This window comes from Pseudomonas sp. GW821-FHT07G06 (genome assembly GCF_058986625.1).
The window spans coordinates 12,151-33,659 of the sequence record NZ_JBYSVW010000032.1; the positions used below are offsets into that span (position 1 = coordinate 12,151).

Genomic DNA, 21,509 nt, shown 5'->3' on the forward strand with positions numbered 1-21,509 from the left:
CCTCGGTCGACAGGTAATTGATGGCTCGTCAGTTATCCTGCTGGCTGCAAGGGCGACGTGCAACTACCAAATTTGGTAGTTGCACAGCACCACGCAGGCATTATTCTGCTAGCCATTCGCATTGCACTATGGATCTCCTGCTTAGTGCAGTAATGCCATTGGAGCGAGAGGCTATGTTTGCTGATCATATAAGAGTCGCAAAGAGCATTTCTCGAATGTCTATTCCCATCGGGGTGGGAATCGTTATTCAATCCTTACATCTGGTTATTGATTTGTTTTTTGTCAGCCGGTTGGGCACTGATGCCATAGCGGGGGTCACCTCAACAGCCAGCGCTGCTTTTCTTACCGGCGTGCTTGGCCAACTACTGGGCATAGGTGCTGTGTCCTTGGTTGGCCAAGCGTTGGGGGCAGGAAAATATGCACAGGCGCGTACGATTTTTATTCATGCAGGGCTGATGGCTATCGCCTGCAGTGTATGTGTTGTCGTTGTGGGTTATATGGGCGGCGGGCGCGCCTTGTCAGGGTTAGCCTCGGGTGCGGCCGCACAAGAGATGGGCGAATCCTATTTATATGGCTATACGCCTGGATTAGCGCTGCAAATTATTATCACCGTGGCAACGTTCGGGCTGCGTGCAGCTGGCGAGCCCTTTGGGCCATTGGTTGCTCAATGCATATGCGTTCCAATCAACCTGGTTTTGGCGCCGTTATTGATCTTCGGTGTGCCGGGCATCACAGGGCTTGGCACGTTAGGCGCTGGATTGGCTACCACCCTGGCAACCTCGGTTGCAGCGGCGATTATCTTATATAGAGCAATTGATCGTTATCGTGATTTTGCACAACCGAGAATAACGTTTCGCTGGGAGAGTGTTATCGCAAGACGAATAATTTCAGTCGGCCTGCCAGCAGGCTTGGAAACGTTTGTGATTTATGTGTACACCGGACTGATGTATTGGGCAGCTGCAAAACTGGGTGCGCAAGTGCAGGCGGCAGTAGGGATTGGGCTAATGTTAATCCAGGCGTTTTTTATCCCGTCCGCTTCGGTTGCTTATGGATGCGTCCCAGTAGCTGCGTACTATTTTGGCGCCAACGATATTGGCAAGGTAAAAGAAATATATGCTGTATCGTTGATGATGGTGGTGAGTACGATGCTGTGCTTGACCGCAGGGTGCTTTTTGTGGGGAAGCGCCATGGTATCTTTTTTTTCCAATGACAGCCATGTAAAAGGTAAAGCGGCCTATTTCCTCTCGTGTATCTCGTTGAACTTTGTGACATCAGGCCTGATACATATCAATGGTTCGATATTGCAGGCATCCGGGCGAACGATCTGGTCGCTGCTGGCTATTTGTACTCGCCTGGCAACATTTGTCATTCCTCTTCTATTCCTGATCAGCTTGAACAAAGTCACACTTCAATGGTTATGCTTGCTCTCAAACTTCGCATTTCTATCTCAGGCGGTGGTCAGTAGTTATGCGGTGAGGTATGTCATAAAGCGACTTATAAAGATTACATCAAAACCCGTAGCCGCTGTTTCGCGGGACTTTGATGCGTTGTTCACGAACAAAGAGGGGCGTGAGTCATGAGAAGTTTAATAAATTCTTCAAATAGGTGGCATTCAGTATCTGAGGTAAAGCGGTGCGGCAATCAGTACGTAATCAGTTCAAAACTATTAAGGGAGCACAAGGTTGTTCTTTCTGACAATATATTTTCAGAAAGCTCTGATTTGCTGGAATCTATCGTCGACACTGGCGCTGCCATAGTCATTTACACCCCGACCGTAAATGCTCTCTATGGCGAGTCGATTCGCAGAAAGTTCTCTCAGCTGAAAGGGGGGGAGCGTGTCTGTTTTTTCGAGCTTGCTGTAACCGAGGTGAATAAAGAAATTGAGATGTCGCTGGAAGTGTGTCGCCTGGCAAAGGAAGTCAACTTGCCAAGAAATGGCCAAATTATTGCTGTCGGTGGTGGCGTATGCCTGGATGTTGTCGGGTTTGCCGCATCGATATACAGGCGTGGTGTAAAGTGCATAAAGATTCCGACTACATTTATTGGCATGATTGATGCTGCGGTTGGCATAAAGAACGGAATTAACTATGAGGGTAAAAAAAGTGTCTTGGGGGCATTTTACCCGGCAGAGCATACCTTTGTTTGCCCTTGTTTTTTAAAGACGCTCGCCGTAGAGCATTTAAGAGCTGGTTTTGCGGAAGCGATAAAAATAGCGATCATCAAGGATGCAACACTTTTCAGGCAACTGGTCAACGTCTCGGCTCATATGAATGAAGACAGGCTCCAAAGTGCCATGGGCTGGGAGGTTATTGACCGTTCTGTGGCTGGCATGCTGATGGAGTTGTCTGAGAATTTGTATGAACTTGATAGTTATCAGCGGTATGTCGATTTTGGTCATACCTTTAGCCCGCATATTGAATCGGCGACTAACTATAAAGTGAGTCATGGTGAAGCCGTCGCTATCGACATTGCCTTATCTGCCGTCATCAGTGCCCAACGCAGTCTGCTGGCGTGGGATACCTGCCATGCCATTGTTAATACGCTGAAAAGTGCAGGCTTGAGAGTGACCGTCCCCGCAGAGGTCGAGACAGCAGCCCTGTATGAATCCTTGTCGGCAATTGTTGCGCATCGTGCCGGAGCGCTGAACCTGGTTGTCCCTGTAACGATTGGCACAGTTGCTTATATTGAATACTGGCGTGAGCTTACTTGTGGGCAGTTGCAGCAGGCGGTTACTTACCTGGAATCCCACGATGACTAACGTAGGTTGCGTGACCTGGAATTTGCCCGAATCCGGCCTGCCTGGCGCGTTGCCGGATCGAATGATGATGCACGTGGGCATCCAGACGCTGTCCCAGATGCGTATGTTGAGGGCGTGTTGTGTCGGCAATGAACAACAGTTGCGTCAATGTCTTGGGTGTAGAGATAGTCGTCAGAAAATCAGTGCCATAGGATTGAACCTGGTTGAGGATTTTGGCCTGAATAGTTATGACGGGAAAAAACTCAGGACTGAATTTTTTGAATTTTGCCAACATGTTTTCCATGTGGCAGAGGTTTTGGATGTGCCCGCCGTATATATCCCGAGCTTCAATAAAAATGAAATAGTGGGGGCTAATGATCTTGCCGAAACGGCAATGTTATTCAAAGAATTGTGTCAAACGGCGCAACGACATCCGGTCTTGATTGCCAGCGAAAACAGTTTGTCAGCGGAAGAGCAGTTAGCGCTGGTGGGGCAGGTTGGCGAACCCAATTTCAGGGTGCTTCTGGATATTTTTAATCCACTCCGTTGGGGGCACTCAGTTGAAGATATTATTTCTTCGGTTCATCCATATTTGCTCTCTCAGGTCCATGTCAAAGATGGCGTATTGCCTGGTTATGATAATGCCCTTCTAGGGCAGGGCGAAGGAAATGTTGCTGCCATTATTGAACGAATAGAGCGCCTGGGGTTTTGTGATGCCTACATCCTTGAAAATGACTACACCAAACTTTCAGTGGATGGAATGAACGCCGATATCGAATTTCTGCGCTCATGTCTTTCCGGATTGCAAGGGTAAATATCAGAAGGTGTAACAGATGCTTAGTAAGAAAGTGCTGCGCCAGGCTTTGGAACAGTCAGCGTCAATCGGAATGGATGGGGCGCATCTGCTTTATAAAGAGATCGACTGGGCGGATAACTATCATGTCTTTGTCAGTCGGATTCCTATTGCTCCGAAAAGTGACTTTCCTAGTCATACATTTTTGAGGGGGCGGGGCGGAATACTTTCCGGCATAAGTTATATTGTCAAAGATAGCATTGATGTGGCTGGGTTTCCGACAACTAACGGCACTCTAGGCCTGAACAAAAATTATCCATTAACTGATAATTCACTGGTTGCCCGCTTGAGATCCCTGGGTGCCATTTGTATCGGCAAATCTAATCTGGATGAAATGAGCTATGGCTGGTCATCCGATAACCCCTACTTCGGGCAGGTGGTTAATCCTGTGTACCCTCATCACTCTCCGGGTGGAAGCAGCGGCGGATGCGCAGCAGGAATAGCGGGTGGTGCAGCCTATTTCGCTGTCGGCGAAGATACAGTGGGTTCTTTACGTATACCGGCGGCGTTCTGTGGCGTTTCTGCTTATCGAGCGCCTCGCCCGGGGATTACCACAGATGGAGTTTGTCCACTGACGTCCTCCGGTTACGATCAGTTAGGGCTGATCGCCAATACCCTTGACGAAATTTCGTTGCTGGACAGTCTCATCCATGAGTACGAAGAGTTACCCGCCGTAGAGCCTATCGATTTGCAAATTGCCGTTGCGGCAAATTTTTCTCTTACGGCATTGACGCCGAGTGTTGAAGAGAGCATGCACGAGGCAATATTTAAACTTTCCGCTGCAGGGGCTCACATTGTCATGCAAGAGGTGCCAGCCTCATTCGGGTTGGCAGCCCATGCATTATCAACGATCGTCAACCATGAATTGTTAGAAGCGTTTAATAGTTATCTTGGCTCTCGATCACAGGGGCCGAAGACACTGGAAGAACTACTTGAGAATAGTGATACCTCTGCAGCCAATAAAATCCGGGCGCTGGCTTTTCCACCAGGCAGGCCAAGCCAACGCGCGTATGAGCGCGCTCAGATCGTTGCGGGGGAAATAAAGCAAGACGTTGTCGACTATTTCAATAGAAGTAAGTGCCAAGTGCTGATACATCCCACTGTCGGAATAACAGCACCTGCGATAAGAATTCGAAATGAATTTCCAACTGATCATTTTGCGCTGATCCGCCATGTTTCGGTCTCCAGTTGTGCGCAAACAATTGCAATGAATTTCTCCGTGATGAGCCCGGACGCATTGCCGGTCGGTATTGAAATGTTGTGCTCCCCTGTTATTGACCATAAGCATGCATTGGCAATCTGCCGCACTATCGAAACCATCGTCAATGGATGAAGCACCGCCAGGAATAATAAGTCCTGTCATTTGAAAGTTGCGAAGCGAGGTTTTATGAGACTTTTGAACGTTGAATTAGAAATCAATTCGCGGTGTAATCGAAAATGCAGCTATTGCCCTGTGTCGATTATGCCTTTCCCTCAGGTACCCAGATTAATTCAGGAAAACGTGCTGTCGTCGTTTATTTTTCGGCTGGCGGAAATAGACTTCGACGGAAGGATCTCCTTTCATTTTTATAATGAGCCGTTAATACATAAAGGTTTGGAGGATATCGTTAAACGTATTTTGCGAGCGGTTCCAAAGTGCCGTCCTGTACTATTTACAAACGGGGATCTTCTTACTCAGCAGCGCTATGACTCGCTGGTCGATGCCGGCATGCAAATGATTGTTATCACTTCCCATAGCGGAAAATCCCACCCACCCAGGCCCAAACAAGTTGTCCAGTTCTCAGACGATCTGGTGCTGACCAATCGTGGTGGAAAAATGGCGGAGCTGCCAAAGGCTACGGATCTGGATATCTCTCAACGGTGTTTTGCACCTACGGAAATGTTGATCGTCACGATCACTGGAGATGTTGTTCTGTGTTACGAGGATGCTTATCGAAGCCATGTCATGGGCAATATATGTAACCAGTCCATTGCCGAGATCTGGAATAGTGATGACTACTCGCGTATTCGAGGAGCGCTGGAAATCGGCAATCGTAAAGGTGCTTGCGAGATGTGTACCCACTGTACCAATCGTGCCCATACCACACTTGGAAAGTCCGATCGCTCTGAACCTTTTTGGGATCTCATTTCTTAAGCCAGTTCTTTTAATCAGGCTATAAGCCGTCATCAGGAAAGGGTCATGAATATTCATACTACCGATACAACAACTTCAATTAGCTCCAACACGCCTGTGACAACGAACGCTTGGCCGAAGTGGCCGTCCCACGATAGCGGTACTTTGAAAGTCATGACTGAGGTGCTGGAGTCGACACGGTGGACGATAAGCGGGGCTTATAGCGGCCGAGAGACCTATGAGCGTCGATTTGCAAGAGCTTTTGCCGAGTACTGCGGTACCCGGTATTGCACACCTGTTACTAGCGGAACCTCTGCGCTGACGATTTCCCTGCTGGCATTGGGTGTAGGGGCGGGCGACGAAGTATTGGTCCCCGGTTTGACGTGGGTGGCCTGCGCTTCCGCAACCTGCAGCGTGGGCGCTGTCCCGGTGCTGGTTGATATTGATCCCGAGTCCATGGCGATGTCACCGCAAGCGGCCGAAGCACGGATAAACGCGAAAACAAAGGCGATCTTGCTTGTACATGCCTACTGCCGAACGGCGGATCTCGACTCGTTCCTGGACATCAGCGACCGCTACAAAATCCCGCTGATTGAGGATTGCTCGCAGGCACACGGGGCAATGTGGCGTGGCCGCAAGGTAGGGGCATTCGGCGCCCTGGGATGTTTCAGCATGCAACAAGCCAAGGTACTGACCTCTGGAGAAGGGGGAGCCGTTGTGACATCGGATCCGGTACTGGCGGAGAAACTTGAGCAACTGAGGGCCGACGGTCGGCTGTTTTCGGGGGCGCCTGAAGAGAGACGTTTGGAACTGGTAGAGCGAGGAGCGGTGCAAGGGCAGAATTTTTGCCTGACGGAATTTCAATCCGCCATATTGCTCGACCGACTGCAGCACCTGGATCGGCAGAATGCGCAACGTGAAGAGTGCGCAGAGACCCTGGAGGCTCTGTTCGAAGGTGAGGAGGACGTAGTCACCTTCTTGCGGCGTGATCCACGTAATACACGGTGTACCTATTACAACCTGGTAATGAAAGTAGGACTCGAAAAGTACTTCCCTGGATGCACGATAGACGCCTTGGCCCTAGCCATGACCGAAGAGTTGAATGTTCAAGTCAGCCCGCTATATCAGCCGATGAATAAGTTCACGCTGTACAACCCACTCTCGAGCCCGAGAATAAAGAACTTTAGCAATAAGGGGGATTTCGAGCCGACGGGTTACCAACTACCCCAAGCTGAATCAGTTAGGCGTCATCACATCACGCTACCAAACTGGGTTTTGCTCGGAGGTGCCGGCGCTGCGCAAAAAATTGCCCAGGCCTTGAGAGTACTGGTTGCTCAGCCGCATAAGGTTTTCTCCGCTCGCCAAGCACCGACATCCGACGCGTTTTAATGTCATTCATAAGGTCACATGCCATGAAAACCGTGAGTGTCACCATTATCGGGCTCGGTCCTCGAGGTCTTTGCGTGCTGGAGCGTATTTTGTCGCTGGCTGCGCAACAGCTGGAGCTCCAGGTACAGATCGTTGTCGTTAACAAAGGCATGCCGGGGCAGGGTGTTCATAGGCAGTCCCTCTCCGACAGGTTTCTTCTGAATACAGTGGCAGGCTTGTTGAGCCTGATACCCGGGGGGGAGTTTCAGCCATCATTGCTTAAAGGCACGTTTGCGGATTTCCTGCCCTGGCTGAATCAAAAAGGGATTGCGGCCAGTGCCGGCACTTACGTACCCAGACGCCTGTTTGGAGCTTACTGCCATGAGCTGTATCAGCGCTTGTTGGAACGTTGTCCATTGAATTGCCAAGTGGAATATATCGATGACGAGGCTATCGATGTAGAACAAGCCGGGCAGAAAGAAGTCACCTGTTTGCTTACGCAGCGCAAAATTGTCAGCGACTATGTAGTGGTTGCTATCGGTCATACGCTACCCGTGCCCAACAGCCAAGAGATTATCGCTGATATCTACACTGCTGAGCTCAGTAGCCTGAGTATCCCAGCAGGTGGCACTGTCGGGATACAAGGTTTTGGTTTGACGGCCATGGATGCTATTGCTGAATTGACCCGGGGCAGGGGAGGTGTTTTTGCCGATGGTGTCTATAAACCGTCAGGTGACGAACCCAATATCATCCTTTTCTCTCGTAGTGGGCTGCCCTCACGGGCACGCCCTGTTGATGATGGTTGCGCTGCCTTTGCTCCGACGCTCCACTTCAATGAGCAAGCCGCTTCGGCGTTGCGCGAGCGACGAGGGCAGGCAGCGATCAACTTCATGACGGAAATTTATCCGCTCCTCGCCCAGGATGTTGCACAAGCCATGCTGGACCGGGAGGTGCCGACGAAGGCCGCCATGAAGTTGATGAATGGCTTGCTTTGGCCTGAGATGTCGCAAAAAAACAGCCAAGAATACAGTGCCGCGGTCGTCGAGTTCGTAAAACAAGACCTGTACGAGGCTCATCTGGGGCTGTCAGGAAGCGCGGTGAAGCGTGCAGTTGAAGTCTTGATGAACGCACGGGATGCCATCAGGACTGCTGTGAATTACGGGGGGTTGACGCCATCCTCCCATAGTTGGTTTTACAACCACTTTGCGTCTGCAATTAATCGCAATGCAATAGGCCCGCAGTATCACCGCCAGCAAGAGCTGTTAATGTTGATCGATGCGGGGATTCTTTCAACGCCACTTGGCCCTGCTCCCGAGTTGCAATGGGTACCAAAAAAACACTGCTGGCATGTGCAGTCAACCGTATTTGATACCCCGGTATCCTTTGATCTCGACCTACTTTTGCAAGGCTACACCTCTCAACCGACGTTGACGAAAAACACATCTGAGTTGCTGGACGCACTGGTTGGCGGCGGGCGTATTCATGTACGTCACACTGATTGGCTCGCGACCCCCGGGGTTGCGGTGAATGCTGAATCAAAAGCCGTATCGTCGTATGGCGTGGCACAAGAGCATTTGTTCATCACAGGGGTCATGAGCGAAGGCAGCACCTACTACAACTGGTACGTCCCTACGATAGATGGCAAGTCCACACCTTTCGTTGAAGCGCAGAGAATCGCTTCTGCTGTATTAGGGTATGACAAGGAGACGGCCGATGAAGGCGCTGGAAAGTAAAACTGCATGGGTGACGGGCGCCAGCTACGGCATAGGTCGGGCTATTGCTGACTTGCTCAGGGAGGCAGGATATGCAGTTGTTACCTTGCAGCGGGGTGGCGGTGATGTTGTCTGCGATCTTTATCGACCAAAAAAAATCGAACAGGTTTGGCAAGCGGCTGAAAAAATCAAAGGCATACCCGATCTGCTCGTTTTAAATGCGGGGGGCTGCGTTGATGATGAGTTCGTCAATTCTCGGTTACCCGGGCTGCAGACGATCTTTGCGCTGAATGTATTCAGTCCTATCTTATTGGCACGACTGGCAATACGCCGTTGGCAGGAGGAGCAGAGGGAAGGACATATCATTTTTATCGGCTCACAGGCGGCTTTGCCAGGTGCAAAGCATACAGGCAACACCCTTTACACTGCTGCCAAAGGCGCATTGCACGCCATCATTGGGCCCTTGGCTTGGGAGTGTGGCCAGACGATCAGGATCAACTGCATTGCTCCTGGTGATGTCATGACACCCGGAGAAGAAAAGAGCCTGCAAACAAGATCGACCAAAACGGGCATTGATGTGACGGAGTTGATCGCGCTCGTCGAAAAAAATAATGCACTCAAGCGCTGGGTAAAGCCTGAAGAGGTTGCACAGGCCGTGTTTTTTCTTGAGCAATGCACCGCAATGACTGGAACGATATTGAACTTGAGTGCCGGAGCTACCATTCATTGATAGTCTGACAAGTCGGGCCTTGTTTGTTGTTTTTTTGTGCTATTTGTCCGGTGTCTTGTGTCCTATATGTAGCCTTTAACTATTGCATGGGCAATGGTTTGTGCTCGGTTGGTCGTATTTAACTTTTTTTGTATTTTCTTGTGATGAAAATTTATTGCGTCTTGCGATAAGCCGAGAATTATTGCTATTTCTTCTGAGGTTTTTCCGTCTGCGCCCCAGAGCAGTATTTCTTTCTCTCTGGGTGATAAAAATATAGTCTGTGAAGTGCTGTTGTTTGAATTAAATAGTTTTCTGTAAGCTTCTTTTGCAATGGTTTTCATTAGTGCGTGTGATGTTTTTAACTCATGATGGTCAATTTCATAATGTGTTCTTGCTAAGAAAAAATGCTCTACTATTCCTTCTGGTTTTTGAGTGGATTGAGCTATGAAGAAAATCGAATCATTTATTTTTATCGTGTGTGGGGTTTCAGGGTTTTGTGCTTGATTGAAAATGGTTAACTGTTCTGGCGTGATTTTAAAATGTCCTGAGCTTCTTTTAGGGCTTTTCCTAGTAAGTAAGCTTGACGCGTTAAGTGGGTAGTTTCCATAAGTATGCATTCTAGGGTTTGTAAAAGGGGTCGGATGCTGGATGTGATAGGAGAAATAGTCAAACTTCATTTCTTTTATTATATTAAAGCATGTGACCCATAAGCTTTCGACTGTTTCGCTCTGCGATATGATCGCGTGAATATGATTTTCTAGGGAGAGTAGATCGGTACGATTCATGATGCCCCCTTTGCAGTTTAAATTTTCCGTAATAAGGGGGGTACTATTGACGATTGTAGATGGGTTGTTAAGTCAGATTGTTCCTGCGTTTTCAGCTCCTTTTCCATTTATCGAGTGAGTCAGTTCCTACAAATTATTCGCCCGATTCAACTCTTTGCTTGGAAAAGGAGTTGCCGCAGACTGCGATCTTTCAGAGGCACTTCCACTGCCTGATCAATCGAAGATAGACCAACACATTGATCACCAACACCACGCTGCCCAAACCCAGCTGAATGCCGGGCGTCAGGCCCGCCGGGTAAATCACCGGCCAAATGTAATGCTCGATGAACCCACCGCCATAACCGGTTTGCCCGGCTCCATGGCGCATGCGGTTTTCCCAGTCGGTCAGCGGGCAGGGCAGGTGGAAGAATTCCACCGCCATCCCCCACAGCGCAGCGGGCGGATGCCACCAGATCAGGTGGCGCCATTTGAGTATCAGCAGCCCGCCGAACACGACAAACACAATGAACGACAGGTGAAACAGCATCAGCCCGTCGGCGGCGATTCGGTACAGCATGTCGGTGCCCCTGAAGGCTGAACGAATCGCTCCATGGTACTCGGGCCGCAGGCCGACGCTCTATCGATTGTCGCGATCCAATGTCCTGAGCACGCCTTTCAAACGTGCGGTCATTGATTCGCTGCTGCATTGCATCGGTGCGCGCAGTTCGTCTCCGATCAAGCCTTGCAGGGCCAGCGCGGTTTTCACCGGGGCCGGGTTGGGTTCCAGGAACAGGCTGTTGATCAGCGGCAGCAAACGGAAAAACGTGGCACGACCTTCAGCCAATTGGTTGTCGCGGATCTGCCGGTGCAACTGCACGAACAGTTCCGGATGGACATGCGCCGACGCGGCAATCGCGCCTTTGGCGCCCAGGCACAGGGCATTGAAGATCTGGTTGTCTTCGCCGCACAGCACATCGACCTGGCCGCTATCGAGCAAGGCGAGGGTGTTGGAAAAGTTACCGCCGCAATCCTTGATCGCGACGATCCGCTCGTGGGCGACGATGTTGAGCAGGGTCGCCTGTTCGAAGGCCACACCGGTACGGTAGGGGATGTCGTAGAGAATCAGTGGCACGCTGGAGGCATCGGCGACCGTGCGGAAAAACCCTTCGAGGCCGGCCTGGGACGGGCGGATGTAATACGGCGCCGGCACCAGCAGGCCCGCCACCTGGCGCTTGAGGATCTCGCTCTGGAACTGCAACAACTCGGTCAGGTTGTTGCCGGCCAGGCCCATGACCACTCGTTGCGCCGGCACCAGCTCCAGCACCGCATCAAGCACGGCCAGTTGCTCATGTTTGCCCATCGCCGCCGGCTCGCCGGTGGTGCCGCAAACGATAAGGCCGTCGACACCTTTTTCCAGCAGATGGCTGACCAGACGGCGCAAGCCGACGAAATCGATGGCGCCGTTGTGGAAGGGTGTGACCAGTGGAACCCAGATACCCTGAAACGCTGACATGCTTTTTTCTCCTGATGGTTGACCGATTTCGTCACCGTCAGGGGCATGAAAGGAGAGTAAGCAAGGGGCGTGTGGTCCGTCGCGCTCAATGTCCTGTCAGCTCATCTGACGGGACAGCGCGCCCCGGTCACATGAGCGACTGTTTCTTCGATTTGAGGGCGTGCGCAACGCAACCTTGCGCCTTGGCAATCAAGCCAATGACGGAAGTGTTGAGGTTGAAGGTTGCGGACATACTTGCTTACACCCTGAGTGAGGCGCCCAGTTTTAAAAGCCGGCGCGCCTTTTGTCAATCACGAAAATCAGCGAACTCGGCGCGCATCCGGCCATTGTGCTTGGCCTTGTAGAGCAAATGATCGACCTGCTCGACGAACTCCAGGGCCGTTGCATGCATCGATGCCAGGGTGGTGCCGACGCCGAGGCTGATACTCAGCAGCTTCGACACATTCGAGAATTCATGGGGGATCTGCTGCTGGCGAATCAGGTGCAGGCACTTGTGCGCCACCAGCCGTGCGGATTCGGCATCGGTTTCCGGCAGCAGCCAGACGAACTCTTCACCGCCGATCCGGGCGATGAAATCCCGTGGCCGGTTCGCCGCCAGCGACAAGGTTTGCGCGACGCGGCGCAGGCATTCGTCGCCCTTGATGTGGCCGTAGTGGTCGTTGAACTGCTTGAAATAATCGATATCCAGCACCATCACCGACAACGGCAAGCCGGTACGCTGGGCCGAGTTCCACTCGCGCTCCAGCACGGTATCGAACATGCGGCGGTTGGCGATGCCGGTCAGGCCGTCCTGGAAGGAATACTCTTCGAGCTGCTTTTGCAGGCGAATCAGGTGTTCTTCGGTTTTCTTGCGCTCGCTGATATCGAACATGAACCCCACCAGCGCCTCGACTTCGCCGTCCTTGCGCACCACGTGCACCACATCGCGGATCCACACGTACTCGCCGCTGTCGGTCAGGGCGCGATAGTCGGCCTCGTGATCGATGCCAGCCCGCGATTGCGAGACACAGAAGTCCATCACGTAGTCGCGGTCATCCGGGTGCATGCGCTCGACCCAGTCATTGACCGAAGCCCAGCTGTGCTGCTTCCAGCCCAACAGTTCTTCGATCTGTGGCCCGATGTAGCTGAAGGTCATGGTTTTCCAGTCGATGCGCCAGGGAATGGCTTTGGTCGACTCAAGCAGGGTTTTGTAAACGTCGCTGTCGGTTTCGGCTGAACTCATGAAGGACCTGCCTCGATGAAAAATGCAGGGCCATCATGTTGCTACCACCGAGGCGAATCAAGCGGGCAGCCGATGAATGGCACGCAGGCGTCTGAGTGAGCAAGATTGTTCAAGCCATTGGCCGCCACAGCTGGCAAAGTCTCAGGTCTTTCCCTGTCTGTAGACTGTCATGTCCAACTCACTCATGCCGCGCAGCGCCTTTCTGCGCGGGGCTGCGGCGATCATGCCGCTGTCCCTGGCCACCGCGCCCTGGGGCTTGCTGGCCGGTTCCATGGCCATCGAAGCCAACCTCACGCCCCTGCAAGGCCAGGGCCTGTCGAGCATTGTGTTTGCCGGTGCGGCGCAACTGGTGGCCATTGGCATGCTCAAGGGCGGTGCCGGGATCTTTTCGATCCTGCTCACCACGCTGTTGCTGACCTCCCAGCATTTGCTTTACGGGATGAGCATGCGTTCGGTGATTTCGCCATTGCCGGGGCGCTGGCGTGCAGGCCTGGGTTTCTTGCTCACCGATGAGCTGTTCGCCCTGACCAGCCAGCACGACAAGCAGCAATTCAACCGCTGGTACGCCCTGGGCGTGGGCCTGACGTTCTACATCGCCTGGAACCTCTTCACCCTGGCGGGCATTGTGCTCGGCAGCAGCATTCCGGGCCTTGAACACCTGGGCCTGGATTTCTCCATCGCGGCCACCTTCATTGCCCTGATCACCCCGGTGGTACGCAACGTGCCGACCGTGGTGTGTGTGGCAGTGTCGCTGTTTTGCTCGGTGCTGTTCAGCTACTGGCAATGGGGTTCAGCGCTGGTGCTGTCGGGGCTGGCGGGGATGACCGCCGGGTTTGTCTGCAATAAATTCTACGGTGGACGCACATGATGGTCTGGGCTGTGATTGTCGGAATGGGCGTGTTGGTGTTCCTCAACCGCTACGTTTTTCTCGAACCGCGCCTGCCGGTGCGCCTGAGCAGCAATGCCCGGCAATTCCTCGGGTTTGCCGTACCGGGCATGTTGACGGCTATCTGTGGGCCCATTGTGTTCATGCCGGAAAAACAGCTGAACCTGCACTGGGACAACCCCTATCTGATCAGCTCGCTGGTGGCGGTGGGGCTGGTGCTTTACACGCGCAATACGTTGCTCAGCATGCTGTTGAGCATGGGCTTTTTCTTTTTGCTGCGCTGGTGGCTCTGAGCGGAGCAGGGGAACTGATCTAAGCTTAAAGGGGATGACCGATCCCTTCAGGAAGAGAGGTGAACATGGCCAATGAACCCAAGCGTCCGGACCCGGAAGAAGACGTGGACGAACCCACGGAAGAAGAGATTGAGCAGCAGAAGCGTTCGGTACCGGACTGGAAGCATCCTGACGACGGTACGGAACTGTCAGAGCCTGACCGCAAGTTTTGACCGGCACGCGAATACAACAAAGCCCCGCCATTGTAGGAGCGAGCTTGCTCGCGATGGGCTCAAGAGCGCCGCGTTTAGCCAGTAAACACGCGTTATCGTTAACGACCATCGCGAGCAAGCTCGCTCCTACAATTTCCTTTCCATTCAGTGGGGCTTTGTCGTTACCGACAGATTCAAGGAACTTCCTTGATCAGCGCAGCGCCCTGGTTCCTGACATTGCCGACGGCCTTGTCCACCTTGTACCACTCAAATACGTCACTGATCTCGCCTTGGGAAAACGCCATTTCCTCGGCTCTTTCCTTGGGCGTGGCCGGGTCCAGCCATTCCCGCGCCAGCTCGGGCGAGAACACCACCGGCCGCCGGTCATGCACGTCAAGCAGGCCGCCTGCGCTGTCCGCCGTGAGGATCACGAAGCCGTCGTGCTCCCTGTGCGGGGCTCCGCCGATGGGGTACTGGCCGATGGCCGCGCAGAAAGCCGGCGCCCGGTCCCGTCGCCGGATCAACCAGGGTTGCTTGTTGCCGTCACCGGCGTCGACCCATTCAAACCAGTTATCGATCGGGCAGATCGCTCGATGCGGCCAGATGGCCCGGAAGTACGGACCGTGGGCGACTTTCTCGACCCGGGCATTGATCGGCTCTGAGCGATCCGTTGCCCAGTGCGGCCGCCAACCCCAGCGCACGGCGTCGGCGTGCAGCCGCTCGTTCTCCAGGTGCAGCAGGGCGAGTTGCGTGGTGGGCGCGGCGTTATAGTGCGCCAGGGGTTCGTTGCCGACGTGATTGACCAGCGCGTCGGGGATGCTCAGCACCGCCACGAAGTCGTGAATCCCGCGGTATTGCGACAGTCGTCCGCACATGGCCTGACACTCTGGTTGAGCGTTTTTTCAGTTTAGTAGGTGGCGACGAAACAGGCTTGGCAAGCGTCGGAACCAAAGCCTGTGTACCTTATCTAACCTCGACCCGGCGTCTCGGGCGAAGGATTCCCGCCAACTTGTATTTCAATCCTGATGGTCTGGCCCAAGGCAAAAGATGAAACAGTGGTTCAAGTGTTTAACGGTGTGCGCCCTGGCAGTTGGCTTGCTGGGCTGTATCGCCGCACCCATTGCATTGACGCCGCAGACCGAACAGCGTTTGCAGGCGCAACCGCCCATCCGTTTTCTGCTGACGTTCGATGACGGCCCCAGTGCATCGAGCTGGTGGAATCCGACCGTCACGGTGCTTGAGAGCCTGGCGCAAAACCCGCTGCAGCCGGGGATCAAGGCCGTGTTCTTCGTGCAAACCCGCGCGCCGCGAGCCGGCGGCAGCGAATTGGGCCGGGACATCATGCGGCGCGAACACGCCGAAGGTCACATTCTGGGCTTCCACACGGCAACGCCCTGGCACACCAATCATCGCTCGCTGGAACCGCAAGAACTGGAACAGGCCCTGACCGATGGCAGCGCCGACATCGCGGCGATCACCGGCGCCCCCCCAACCCTGCTGCGCCCGCCATTCTGGAACTACGACCAGCGCACCTTCGCCGCTTATCAGCAGCATGGCCTGCACGTGCTGCTCACGGACTTGAGCGCCAATGACGGCAAGATCTGGGGTTTCAACGCCAGCCCCCGGCGCCGGTCGCACATGCTGCGCTCGATGTCTGAAGTGCGCGAACGCATGGCTCGTGGCGAATTGCCGGTGGTCGACGGGGTGATTCCGGTCGTAGTGACGTTTCACGACCTCAATCGCTATACCGCCCGGCATACCCGTGAATACCTGCAGATTCTGCTCGACAGCGCCCGGGAGACCGGGGTGAAAACCGCGGAAAAGCCGTTTTACGACGATCAGGCTGCGCTACAACGGGCGGCCATGGCGCGAACCGTGCGCGATGGCTCGCAGCCGGTCGAGTTGCCGGGGTTCTGGAACTGGATCTGGGGCGGGAACGCCCGTTAAAACGAGCAGGAATGAGAGCTGGGTAACACTAATTGCGAATGATTTCTTGTGCAGATTCGGAAAGTGTATCTATTCTGAAACGGATCCAATCCGATTTACTGTCGCCGAGGCACCGGCCATGGTTCCTATTTCAGTTCTTTGCAACATTGTAGAGTCCGGTTTTGAGCCACTGTCGTGCGAGTGCACCGAGAATCTCGGGCTGCTGCGCATCGAAGTCTACGAGCCCGTCACCGGGCGGGTGGAGCTGCTGATCAGCGGTGTCTCGACAGCCGAACTGACCAGCGTGCGCGCCATCTCTGATTTTATCGGCGAGTTGCGTACCGAGATGAAGGCAGGGCGCCGGGCGTTTGCCGGCTGATCGAATGTAACCACTGTCCTGTGGCGAGGGAGCTTGCTCCCGCTGGGGCGCGAAGCGGCCCTAAAAGCCGTTACCAGTTTCTTTGAGATGAATGTAATGACCTTTTGGGGGCCGCTACGCAGCCCAGCGGGAGCAAGCTCCCTCGCCACAGGTATTCAATGCCTCAAGTCGCCGGCGGCAACAGCTCCTCAATCATCCGCAAACAGTGGTTCAACCCCGGCGAAACATCGCCCACACGTCGGCTGAGGATGATCGGCGAGGTCGCGTTGTCTTCCAGCAAGGGTGTGAAACCGATGTCGTCGCGGTGCAGCAACTGCACCGAGGCCGGCACCAGCGTGACCCCGATTCCCGCCCCCACCAGACCGATCGCCGTTTGCAGTTCGTTGGTCCACTGCGCGACATGGATGCTTACGCCGTAGGACTCAAACAGGGCGATCACATGGTCGGCGTAACTCGGTCGTGGATTGCCGGGGTACAGCACAAAGGGTTCCCTGGCCAGTTCCCGCAGGCTGATGGGCCTGGCGAGCAACGGATGGCCGGCGGGCAGGGCGGCGACCAGGCGGTCTTCGGTGAGCACGGTCTGGACGATGGCCGGGTCGTCGATGCGGATCCGGCCAAAACCGATGTCGATGCGCCCGGCCTTCAATGCCTGCACCTGCTGCAGGGTGGTCATTTCCGACAGGCCCAATTCCAGCTCCAGCGGTTCGCCACTGCGTAACCGGCGGATCAGTTCCGGCAGCACGCCATACAGTGTCGAGGGTGCAAAGCCGATACCCAGCCAGGTCTTTTCACCCAGGCCGATACGCCGCGTGTTGTCGCAGACCTTGTTCAGTTGTTCGAGCAGGGCGGTGGAGTGCTCATGGAAAAACCGCCCGGCGTCGGTCAACTTCAGCGGGCGGCCGCGCTCCAGCAACATCACCCCCAGTTCGTCCTCCAGTTGCTGGATCTGCCGGCTCAACGGCGGTTGGGCGATGTGCAGGCGCTCGGCGGCGCGGGTGAAGTTGAGGGTTTGAGCCAGCACCTGAAAGTAACGCAGGTGACGCAGTTCCATGGGGCCTCCGGATTTTCAATTGAATACCTTTAAGGTATCAAGCCAGACCAATTCTATATTGGCCGCCCGGAAAAAGCCGTATGAGAATCCGTCTCAGAACTTCAAGAACCTGACGGGTATCGAAATGCTTGCAACCGCCATTGAGTCGATCGAGACGATCATCGTCGATCTGCCGACCATCCGCCCGCACAAGCTGGCCATGCACACCATGCAGAACCAGACCCTGGTGATCATCCGCGTGCGTTGCGCCGACGGCATCGAAGGCATCGGCGAATCCACCACCATCGGTGGCCTGGCCTACGGCAACGAAAGCCCGGACAGCATCAAGACCAACATCGATACGCACTTCGCCCCCTTGTTGATCGGCCAGGACAGCGGTAACGTCAATGCCGCCATGTTGCGCCTGGAGCGCAGCATCCGTGGCAACACCTTCGCCAAATCCGGTATCGAAACCGCGCTGCTCGACGCCCAGGGCAAACGCCTTGGCCTGCCGGTCAGTGAATTGCTCGGTGGCCGCGTGCGTGATGCGCTCCCCGTCGCCTGGACCCTGGCCAGCGGTGACACGGAAAAAGACATCGCCGAAGCGGAAAAAATGCTCGACCTGCGCCGCCACCGCATCTTCAAGCTGAAGATCGGTGCCGGCGAGGTCAACCGCGACCTGGCCCACGTCATCGCCATCAAGAAAGCCCTGGGTGACCGCGCCAGCGTGCGTGTCGACGTCAACCAGGCGTGGGACGAAGCCGTCGCGATACGTGCCTGCCGAATCCTCGGCAGCAACGGCATCGACCTGATCGAACAGCCGATCTCGCGCAACAACCGCGCCGGCATGGCTCGCCTGAATGCCATGAGCCCGGCGCCGATCATGGCCGACGAATCCATCGAGTGCGTGGAAGATGCGTTCAACCTGGCCCGCGAAGGCGCGGCCTCGGTATTCGCCCTGAAGATCGCCAAGAACGGCGGCCCGCGCGCCGTGTTGCGTACCGCCTGCATCGCCGAAGCGGCCGGCATCGCCCTGTACGGCGGCACCATGCTCGAAGGCGGCCTGGGCACGATGGCGTCGGCCCAGGCCTTCGTCACCCTGAACAAACTGGCGTGGGACACCGAACTGTTCGGCCCGCTGCTGCTGACCGAAGACATTCTCAGCGAGCCGCTGGTATATCGCGATTTTGAACTGCACGTGCCGAAAACACCGGGCCTGGGCCTGAGCCTGGATGAAGAGCGCCTGGCGTTCTTCCGTCGCGACAAGACCACTCATCAAGCCTGAGGAGAGCATTATGCTGTTTCACGTAAAAATGACTGTGAACCTGCCGGTCGACATGAATCCGGAGGCGGCGGCCAGGCTCAAGGCTGACGAAAAAGCCCTGGCCCAGCGCCTGCAAGAGCAGGGCAAGTGGCGTCACCTGTGGCGCATCGCCGGGCACTACGCCAACTACAGCGTGTTCGATGTCGACAGCGTTCAGGAACTGCATGACCTGCTGATGCAATTGCCATTGTTTCCCTACATGGCCATCGAAATCGACGCGATGTGCCGGCATCCTTCTTCCATCCGTGACGATGACCGCTGAGCCTCGCCTGTTCAGCTCGCTACGCCCATAATTACAAGATGAGGAACCCTGAAAAATGAACGTCAAGATTTCCCACACTGCCGAAGTCCAGAAATTTCTCGAAGAAGCCAGCGGCCTGCTCAACGACGCCGGCAATCCACGGACCAAGGCGCTGGTCTACCGCATCCTGCGTGACTCGGTGAACATCATCGAAGACCTGGCCGTGACCCCGGAAGAGTTCTGGAAGGCCGTCAACTACCTCAACGTGCTGGGCGCGCGCCAGGAAGCCGGGTTGCTGGTGGCCGGTATTGGCCTGGAGCATTACCTCGACCTGTTGATGGATGCCGAAGACGAGCAGGCCGGCAAGAGCGGCGGCACCCCGCGCACCATCGAAGGCCCGCTGTACGTGGCCGGTGCGCCGTTGTCCGAGGGTGAGGCGCGCCTGGATGACGGCGTCGATCCGGGCGTGACCCTGTTCATGCAAGGCCGCGTGTTCAACACTGCCGGCGAACCCTTGGCCGGGGCCGTGGTGGACGTCTGGCACGCCAACACCGGCGGCACCTACTCGTACTTCGATGCCTCGCAGTCGGAATTCAACCTGCGTCGCCGCATCGTGACCGACGCCGAAGGCCGCTACCGTTTCCGCAGCATCGTGCCGTCGGGTTATGGCTGCCCACCGGACGGTCCGACCCAGCAACTGCTCGATCAACTGGGCCGTCATGGCCAGCGCCCGGCGCACGTGCACTTCTTCATTTCCGCGCCGGATCACCGCCACCTGACCACCCAGATCAACCTCGACGGTGATCAATACCTGCACGACGATTTCGCCTACGCCACCCGCGACGAACTGATCGCCAAGATCACCTTCAGCGATGATCAGCAGCGCGCGGCGGCCCATGGCGTGAGCGGTCGCTTTGCCGAAATCGACTTCGACTTCACCCTGCAGTCCTCGGCCCAGCCTGAAGAACAGCAGCGCCACGAACGGGTCCGCGCCCTGGAAGACTGACAACCCGCGCCCCCCTGTAGGAGCTGCCGAAGGCTGCGATCTTTTGATCTTGTTTTTTTTAAAATCAAAGTCAAAAGATCGCAGCCTGCGGCAGCTCCTACAAGGGGCTTCCACAGGTCAGTCCATTGACACATCGCCGTACGCAGTGCCTTAGAATGCCCCGACGCAACTCATAACAACAACGAGAGTGACCTGATGATGCAAGCGCAACTGTTGAGTCAGCGCAGCCGGGTGTTCGACCATGCGGACCCTTACGCAGTGTCGGGCTACGTCAATCAGCACGTCGGTAACCACTGCATTCTCATGCCCCGTGCCGGCAGCCCGCTGGCCAGCCTTGACCATCGCAAGTTCGCCAGCCTCGACCTGTGCCGCATCAGCTACGGTGCCAGTGTGCGCGTGACGTCCGGTGCGCTGGACAGCATTTATCACCTGCAAGTGCTGCTGCGCGGCAACTGCCTGTGGCGCGGACACGGCCAGGAGCATTACTTCGCCCCCGGCGAATTACTGCTGATCAACCCCGACGATCCGGTGGACCTGACGTACTCTGCCGATTGCGAAAAATTCATCCTCAAGGTCCCGACCCGCTTGTTTGAATCGGTCTGCGATGAGCAGCGCTGGCGCTATCCGGAGCAGGGCGTGCGGTTTCTGGAAAACCGTTATCAGCTCAATGAACTGGAAGGCTTCGTCAACCTGTTGGCGATGATCTGCCAGGAGGCCGAATCCACCGAGCAGATCCCCAGGGTGCAGGAGCATTACACGCAGATCATCGTCAGCAAGATGCTCAGCCTGATGAAGACCAACGTCAGCCGCCTCGATCCGGGCTCGCAGACGGCCACGTTCGAAGCGATTGCCGATTACATCGCCAACAACCTCAAGCAGGACATCGACAGCGAAGCACTGGCGCGCCAGGCCCACATGAGCTTGCGTTCGTTGTATGGATTGTTCGAACGCAATGCCGGTGACACGCCGAAGAACTACATCCGCCGCAAGCGCCTCGAGTCCATCAACGCCTGCCTCAGCGACCCGACCTGCAACGTGCGCAACATCACCGAAGTGGCCATGGACTACGGCTTCCTGCACCTGGGACGGTTCTCCGACAGCTACCGCAAACAATTCGGCGAACTACCGTCCGATACCCTCAAACGCCGCTACTGAAATCACGCCCCCCTGTAGGAGCTGCCGCAGGCTGCGATCTTTTGATCTTGTTTTAAAGATCAAGATCAAAAGATCGCAGCCTGCGGC

23 protein-coding genes are annotated in these 21,509 nt (G+C 55.1%); 17 read left to right on the forward strand and 6 right to left on the reverse strand.

What is annotated here, in order from left to right; translation table 11 throughout:
- Positions 1-215 precede the first annotated feature (215 nt).
- The 8 genes from AC3WJW_RS29420 to AC3WJW_RS29455 are packed head-to-tail and all read left to right on the forward strand — an operon-like array spanning position 216 to position 9,513.
- Positions 216-1,580 carry an MATE family efflux transporter gene (locus AC3WJW_RS29420; protein WP_493728463.1) on the forward strand — a complete coding sequence of 455 codons (1,365 nt, stop codon included), beginning with the start codon at positions 216-218 and terminating at the stop codon, positions 1,578-1,580.
- The gene (locus AC3WJW_RS29425) at positions 1,577-2,758 is read left to right on the forward strand and encodes a 3-dehydroquinate synthase family protein (protein WP_493728464.1); all 1,182 of its coding nucleotides are present in this window, start codon (positions 1,577-1,579) and stop codon (positions 2,756-2,758) included. Before AC3WJW_RS29420 ends, AC3WJW_RS29425 begins: the two co-directional genes overlap by 4 nt.
- Positions 2,751-3,551 (forward strand): sugar phosphate isomerase/epimerase family protein, encoded by an 801-nt coding sequence (locus AC3WJW_RS29430; RefSeq protein WP_493728465.1) that lies wholly within the window; start codon positions 2,751-2,753, stop codon positions 3,549-3,551. Before AC3WJW_RS29425 ends, AC3WJW_RS29430 begins: the two co-directional genes overlap by 8 nt.
- A 19-nt stretch (positions 3,552-3,570) precedes the next feature.
- Entirely contained in the window at positions 3,571-4,923 is a 1,353-nt protein-coding gene (locus AC3WJW_RS29435) for an amidase family protein (protein WP_493728466.1), read from the forward strand.
- Between the two features lie 54 nt (positions 4,924-4,977).
- Positions 4,978-5,724, forward strand: coding sequence for a radical SAM/SPASM domain-containing protein (locus AC3WJW_RS29440; protein ID WP_493728467.1), 747 nt, complete (start codon positions 4,978-4,980; stop codon positions 5,722-5,724).
- Positions 5,725-5,769: 45 nt separating this feature from the next.
- Positions 5,770-7,092 carry a DegT/DnrJ/EryC1/StrS family aminotransferase gene (locus tag AC3WJW_RS29445; RefSeq protein WP_493728468.1) on the forward strand — a complete coding sequence of 441 codons (1,323 nt, stop codon included), beginning with the start codon at positions 5,770-5,772 and terminating at the stop codon, positions 7,090-7,092.
- 23 nt (positions 7,093-7,115) lie between these two features.
- Positions 7,116-8,804 (forward strand): FAD/NAD(P)-binding protein, encoded by a 1,689-nt coding sequence (locus AC3WJW_RS29450; protein WP_493728469.1) that lies wholly within the window; start codon positions 7,116-7,118, stop codon positions 8,802-8,804.
- Positions 8,785-9,513: an SDR family NAD(P)-dependent oxidoreductase gene (locus AC3WJW_RS29455; RefSeq protein WP_493728470.1), complete on the forward strand. Its 729-nt coding sequence runs from the start codon at positions 8,785-8,787 to the stop codon at positions 9,511-9,513. The genes AC3WJW_RS29450 and AC3WJW_RS29455 overlap by 20 nt, the downstream gene beginning before the upstream one ends.
- A 62-nt stretch (positions 9,514-9,575) precedes the next feature.
- Here the strand turns inward: AC3WJW_RS29455 and AC3WJW_RS29460 are convergent, their stop codons facing one another.
- From AC3WJW_RS29460 to AC3WJW_RS29475, 4 genes are all read right to left on the reverse strand, one after another.
- Positions 9,576-10,277 (reverse strand): LuxR C-terminal-related transcriptional regulator, encoded by a 702-nt coding sequence (locus AC3WJW_RS29460; protein WP_493728471.1) that lies wholly within the window; start codon positions 10,275-10,277, stop codon positions 9,576-9,578.
- A 190-nt stretch (positions 10,278-10,467) separates the two neighbouring features.
- The gene (locus tag AC3WJW_RS29465) at positions 10,468-10,833 is read right to left on the reverse strand and encodes a DUF2784 domain-containing protein (RefSeq protein WP_493728472.1); all 366 of its coding nucleotides are present in this window, start codon (positions 10,831-10,833) and stop codon (positions 10,468-10,470) included.
- Between the two features lie 60 nt (positions 10,834-10,893).
- Positions 10,894-11,769 carry a 4-hydroxy-tetrahydrodipicolinate synthase gene (gene dapA, locus AC3WJW_RS29470; RefSeq protein ID WP_493728473.1) on the reverse strand — a complete coding sequence of 292 codons (876 nt, stop codon included), beginning with the start codon at positions 11,767-11,769 and terminating at the stop codon, positions 10,894-10,896.
- A gap of 286 nt (positions 11,770-12,055) precedes the next feature.
- Complete coding sequence (locus AC3WJW_RS29475; protein WP_493728474.1) at positions 12,056-12,991, reverse strand: GGDEF domain-containing protein; 936 nt, start codon at positions 12,989-12,991, stop codon at positions 12,056-12,058.
- A gap of 169 nt (positions 12,992-13,160) precedes the next feature.
- Between AC3WJW_RS29475 and AC3WJW_RS29480 the strand changes: the two genes are divergently transcribed.
- The 3 genes from AC3WJW_RS29480 to AC3WJW_RS29490 all read left to right on the forward strand — a co-directional run bounded on the left by AC3WJW_RS29480 (position 13,161) and on the right by AC3WJW_RS29490 (position 14,382).
- The gene (locus AC3WJW_RS29480; protein WP_253427212.1) at positions 13,161-13,859 is read left to right on the forward strand and encodes an AzlC family ABC transporter permease; all 699 of its coding nucleotides are present in this window, start codon (positions 13,161-13,163) and stop codon (positions 13,857-13,859) included.
- Positions 13,859-14,170: an AzlD domain-containing protein gene (locus AC3WJW_RS29485; protein WP_015095729.1), complete on the forward strand. Its 312-nt coding sequence runs from the start codon at positions 13,859-13,861 to the stop codon at positions 14,168-14,170. Before AC3WJW_RS29480 ends, AC3WJW_RS29485 begins: the two co-directional genes overlap by 1 nt.
- 65 nt (positions 14,171-14,235) lie before the next feature.
- The gene (locus AC3WJW_RS29490; RefSeq protein WP_007978995.1) at positions 14,236-14,382 is read left to right on the forward strand and encodes a hypothetical protein; all 147 of its coding nucleotides are present in this window, start codon (positions 14,236-14,238) and stop codon (positions 14,380-14,382) included.
- A 173-nt stretch (positions 14,383-14,555) separates the two neighbouring features.
- Here the strand turns inward: AC3WJW_RS29490 and AC3WJW_RS29495 are convergent, their stop codons facing one another.
- Positions 14,556-15,236: an SOS response-associated peptidase family protein gene (locus AC3WJW_RS29495; protein WP_493728475.1), complete on the reverse strand. Its 681-nt coding sequence runs from the start codon at positions 15,234-15,236 to the stop codon at positions 14,556-14,558.
- A gap of 172 nt (positions 15,237-15,408) precedes the next feature.
- Between AC3WJW_RS29495 and AC3WJW_RS29500 the strand changes: the two genes are divergently transcribed.
- The gene (locus AC3WJW_RS29500) at positions 15,409-16,308 is read left to right on the forward strand and encodes a polysaccharide deacetylase family protein (protein ID WP_493728476.1); all 900 of its coding nucleotides are present in this window, start codon (positions 15,409-15,411) and stop codon (positions 16,306-16,308) included.
- A 118-nt stretch (positions 16,309-16,426) separates the two neighbouring features.
- Positions 16,427-16,666: a DUF1652 domain-containing protein gene (locus AC3WJW_RS29505; RefSeq protein ID WP_493728477.1), complete on the forward strand. Its 240-nt coding sequence runs from the start codon at positions 16,427-16,429 to the stop codon at positions 16,664-16,666.
- Positions 16,667-16,829: 163 nt separating this feature from the next.
- Here AC3WJW_RS29505 and AC3WJW_RS29510 read toward each other — a convergent pair whose 3' ends face one another.
- Positions 16,830-17,717 carry a LysR family transcriptional regulator gene (locus AC3WJW_RS29510; protein ID WP_493728478.1) on the reverse strand — a complete coding sequence of 296 codons (888 nt, stop codon included), beginning with the start codon at positions 17,715-17,717 and terminating at the stop codon, positions 16,830-16,832.
- 124 nt (positions 17,718-17,841) lie between these two features.
- On the opposite strand from AC3WJW_RS29510, the gene AC3WJW_RS29515 reads away from it, so the two are divergent.
- The 4 genes from AC3WJW_RS29515 to AC3WJW_RS29530 all read left to right on the forward strand — a co-directional run bounded on the left by AC3WJW_RS29515 (position 17,842) and on the right by AC3WJW_RS29530 (position 21,422).
- Complete coding sequence (locus AC3WJW_RS29515; protein WP_493728479.1) at positions 17,842-18,981, forward strand: muconate cycloisomerase family protein; 1,140 nt, start codon at positions 17,842-17,844, stop codon at positions 18,979-18,981.
- A gap of 10 nt (positions 18,982-18,991) precedes the next feature.
- Positions 18,992-19,282, forward strand: a complete 291-nt coding sequence (gene catC, locus AC3WJW_RS29520; RefSeq protein ID WP_007978984.1) for a muconolactone Delta-isomerase — start codon at positions 18,992-18,994, stop codon at positions 19,280-19,282.
- 55 nt (positions 19,283-19,337) lie between these two features.
- Positions 19,338-20,267, forward strand: coding sequence for a catechol 1,2-dioxygenase (gene catA / locus AC3WJW_RS29525; protein WP_493728480.1), 930 nt, complete (start codon positions 19,338-19,340; stop codon positions 20,265-20,267).
- 195 nt (positions 20,268-20,462) lie between these two features.
- Positions 20,463-21,422 carry an AraC family transcriptional regulator gene (locus AC3WJW_RS29530; protein ID WP_493728481.1) on the forward strand — a complete coding sequence of 320 codons (960 nt, stop codon included), beginning with the start codon at positions 20,463-20,465 and terminating at the stop codon, positions 21,420-21,422.
- Positions 21,423-21,509 lie beyond the last annotated feature (87 nt).

What these genes read in the sequence shown, in the direction of transcription:
- AC3WJW_RS29420 (WP_493728463.1), top strand. Translation starts at nt 216, where the DNA reads ATGTCTATTCCCATCGGGGTGGGAATCGTTATTCAATCCTTACATCTG.
- AC3WJW_RS29425 (WP_493728464.1), top strand. Translation starts at nt 1,577, where the DNA reads ATGAGAAGTTTAATAAATTCTTCAAATAGGTGGCATTCAGTATCTGAG.
- AC3WJW_RS29430 (WP_493728465.1), top strand. Translation starts at nt 2,751, where the DNA reads ATGACTAACGTAGGTTGCGTGACCTGGAATTTGCCCGAATCCGGCCTG.
- AC3WJW_RS29435 (WP_493728466.1), top strand. Translation starts at nt 3,571, where the DNA reads ATGCTTAGTAAGAAAGTGCTGCGCCAGGCTTTGGAACAGTCAGCGTCA.
- AC3WJW_RS29440 (WP_493728467.1), top strand. Translation starts at nt 4,978, where the DNA reads ATGAGACTTTTGAACGTTGAATTAGAAATCAATTCGCGGTGTAATCGA.
- AC3WJW_RS29445 (WP_493728468.1), top strand. Translation starts at nt 5,770, where the DNA reads ATGAATATTCATACTACCGATACAACAACTTCAATTAGCTCCAACACG.
- AC3WJW_RS29450 (WP_493728469.1), top strand. Translation starts at nt 7,116, where the DNA reads ATGAAAACCGTGAGTGTCACCATTATCGGGCTCGGTCCTCGAGGTCTT.
- AC3WJW_RS29455 (WP_493728470.1), top strand. Translation starts at nt 8,785, where the DNA reads ATGAAGGCGCTGGAAAGTAAAACTGCATGGGTGACGGGCGCCAGCTAC.
- AC3WJW_RS29460 (WP_493728471.1), bottom strand. Translation starts at nt 10,277, where the DNA reads ATGAATCGTACCGATCTACTCTCCCTAGAAAATCATATTCACGCGATC.
- AC3WJW_RS29465 (WP_493728472.1), bottom strand. Translation starts at nt 10,833, where the DNA reads ATGCTGTACCGAATCGCCGCCGACGGGCTGATGCTGTTTCACCTGTCG.
- dapA (WP_493728473.1), bottom strand. Translation starts at nt 11,769, where the DNA reads ATGTCAGCGTTTCAGGGTATCTGGGTTCCACTGGTCACACCCTTCCAC.
- AC3WJW_RS29475 (WP_493728474.1), bottom strand. Translation starts at nt 12,991, where the DNA reads ATGAGTTCAGCCGAAACCGACAGCGACGTTTACAAAACCCTGCTTGAG.
- AC3WJW_RS29480 (WP_253427212.1), top strand. Translation starts at nt 13,161, where the DNA reads ATGTCCAACTCACTCATGCCGCGCAGCGCCTTTCTGCGCGGGGCTGCG.
- AC3WJW_RS29485 (WP_015095729.1), top strand. Translation starts at nt 13,859, where the DNA reads ATGGTCTGGGCTGTGATTGTCGGAATGGGCGTGTTGGTGTTCCTCAAC.
- AC3WJW_RS29490 (WP_007978995.1), top strand. Translation starts at nt 14,236, where the DNA reads ATGGCCAATGAACCCAAGCGTCCGGACCCGGAAGAAGACGTGGACGAA.
- AC3WJW_RS29495 (WP_493728475.1), bottom strand. Translation starts at nt 15,236, where the DNA reads ATGTGCGGACGACTGTCGCAATACCGCGGGATTCACGACTTCGTGGCG.
- AC3WJW_RS29500 (WP_493728476.1), top strand. Translation starts at nt 15,409, where the DNA reads ATGAAACAGTGGTTCAAGTGTTTAACGGTGTGCGCCCTGGCAGTTGGC.
- AC3WJW_RS29505 (WP_493728477.1), top strand. Translation starts at nt 16,427, where the DNA reads ATGGTTCCTATTTCAGTTCTTTGCAACATTGTAGAGTCCGGTTTTGAG.
- AC3WJW_RS29510 (WP_493728478.1), bottom strand. Translation starts at nt 17,717, where the DNA reads ATGGAACTGCGTCACCTGCGTTACTTTCAGGTGCTGGCTCAAACCCTC.
- AC3WJW_RS29515 (WP_493728479.1), top strand. Translation starts at nt 17,842, where the DNA reads ATGCTTGCAACCGCCATTGAGTCGATCGAGACGATCATCGTCGATCTG.
- catC (WP_007978984.1), top strand. Translation starts at nt 18,992, where the DNA reads ATGCTGTTTCACGTAAAAATGACTGTGAACCTGCCGGTCGACATGAAT.
- catA (WP_493728480.1), top strand. Translation starts at nt 19,338, where the DNA reads ATGAACGTCAAGATTTCCCACACTGCCGAAGTCCAGAAATTTCTCGAA.
- AC3WJW_RS29530 (WP_493728481.1), top strand. Translation starts at nt 20,463, where the DNA reads ATGATGCAAGCGCAACTGTTGAGTCAGCGCAGCCGGGTGTTCGACCAT.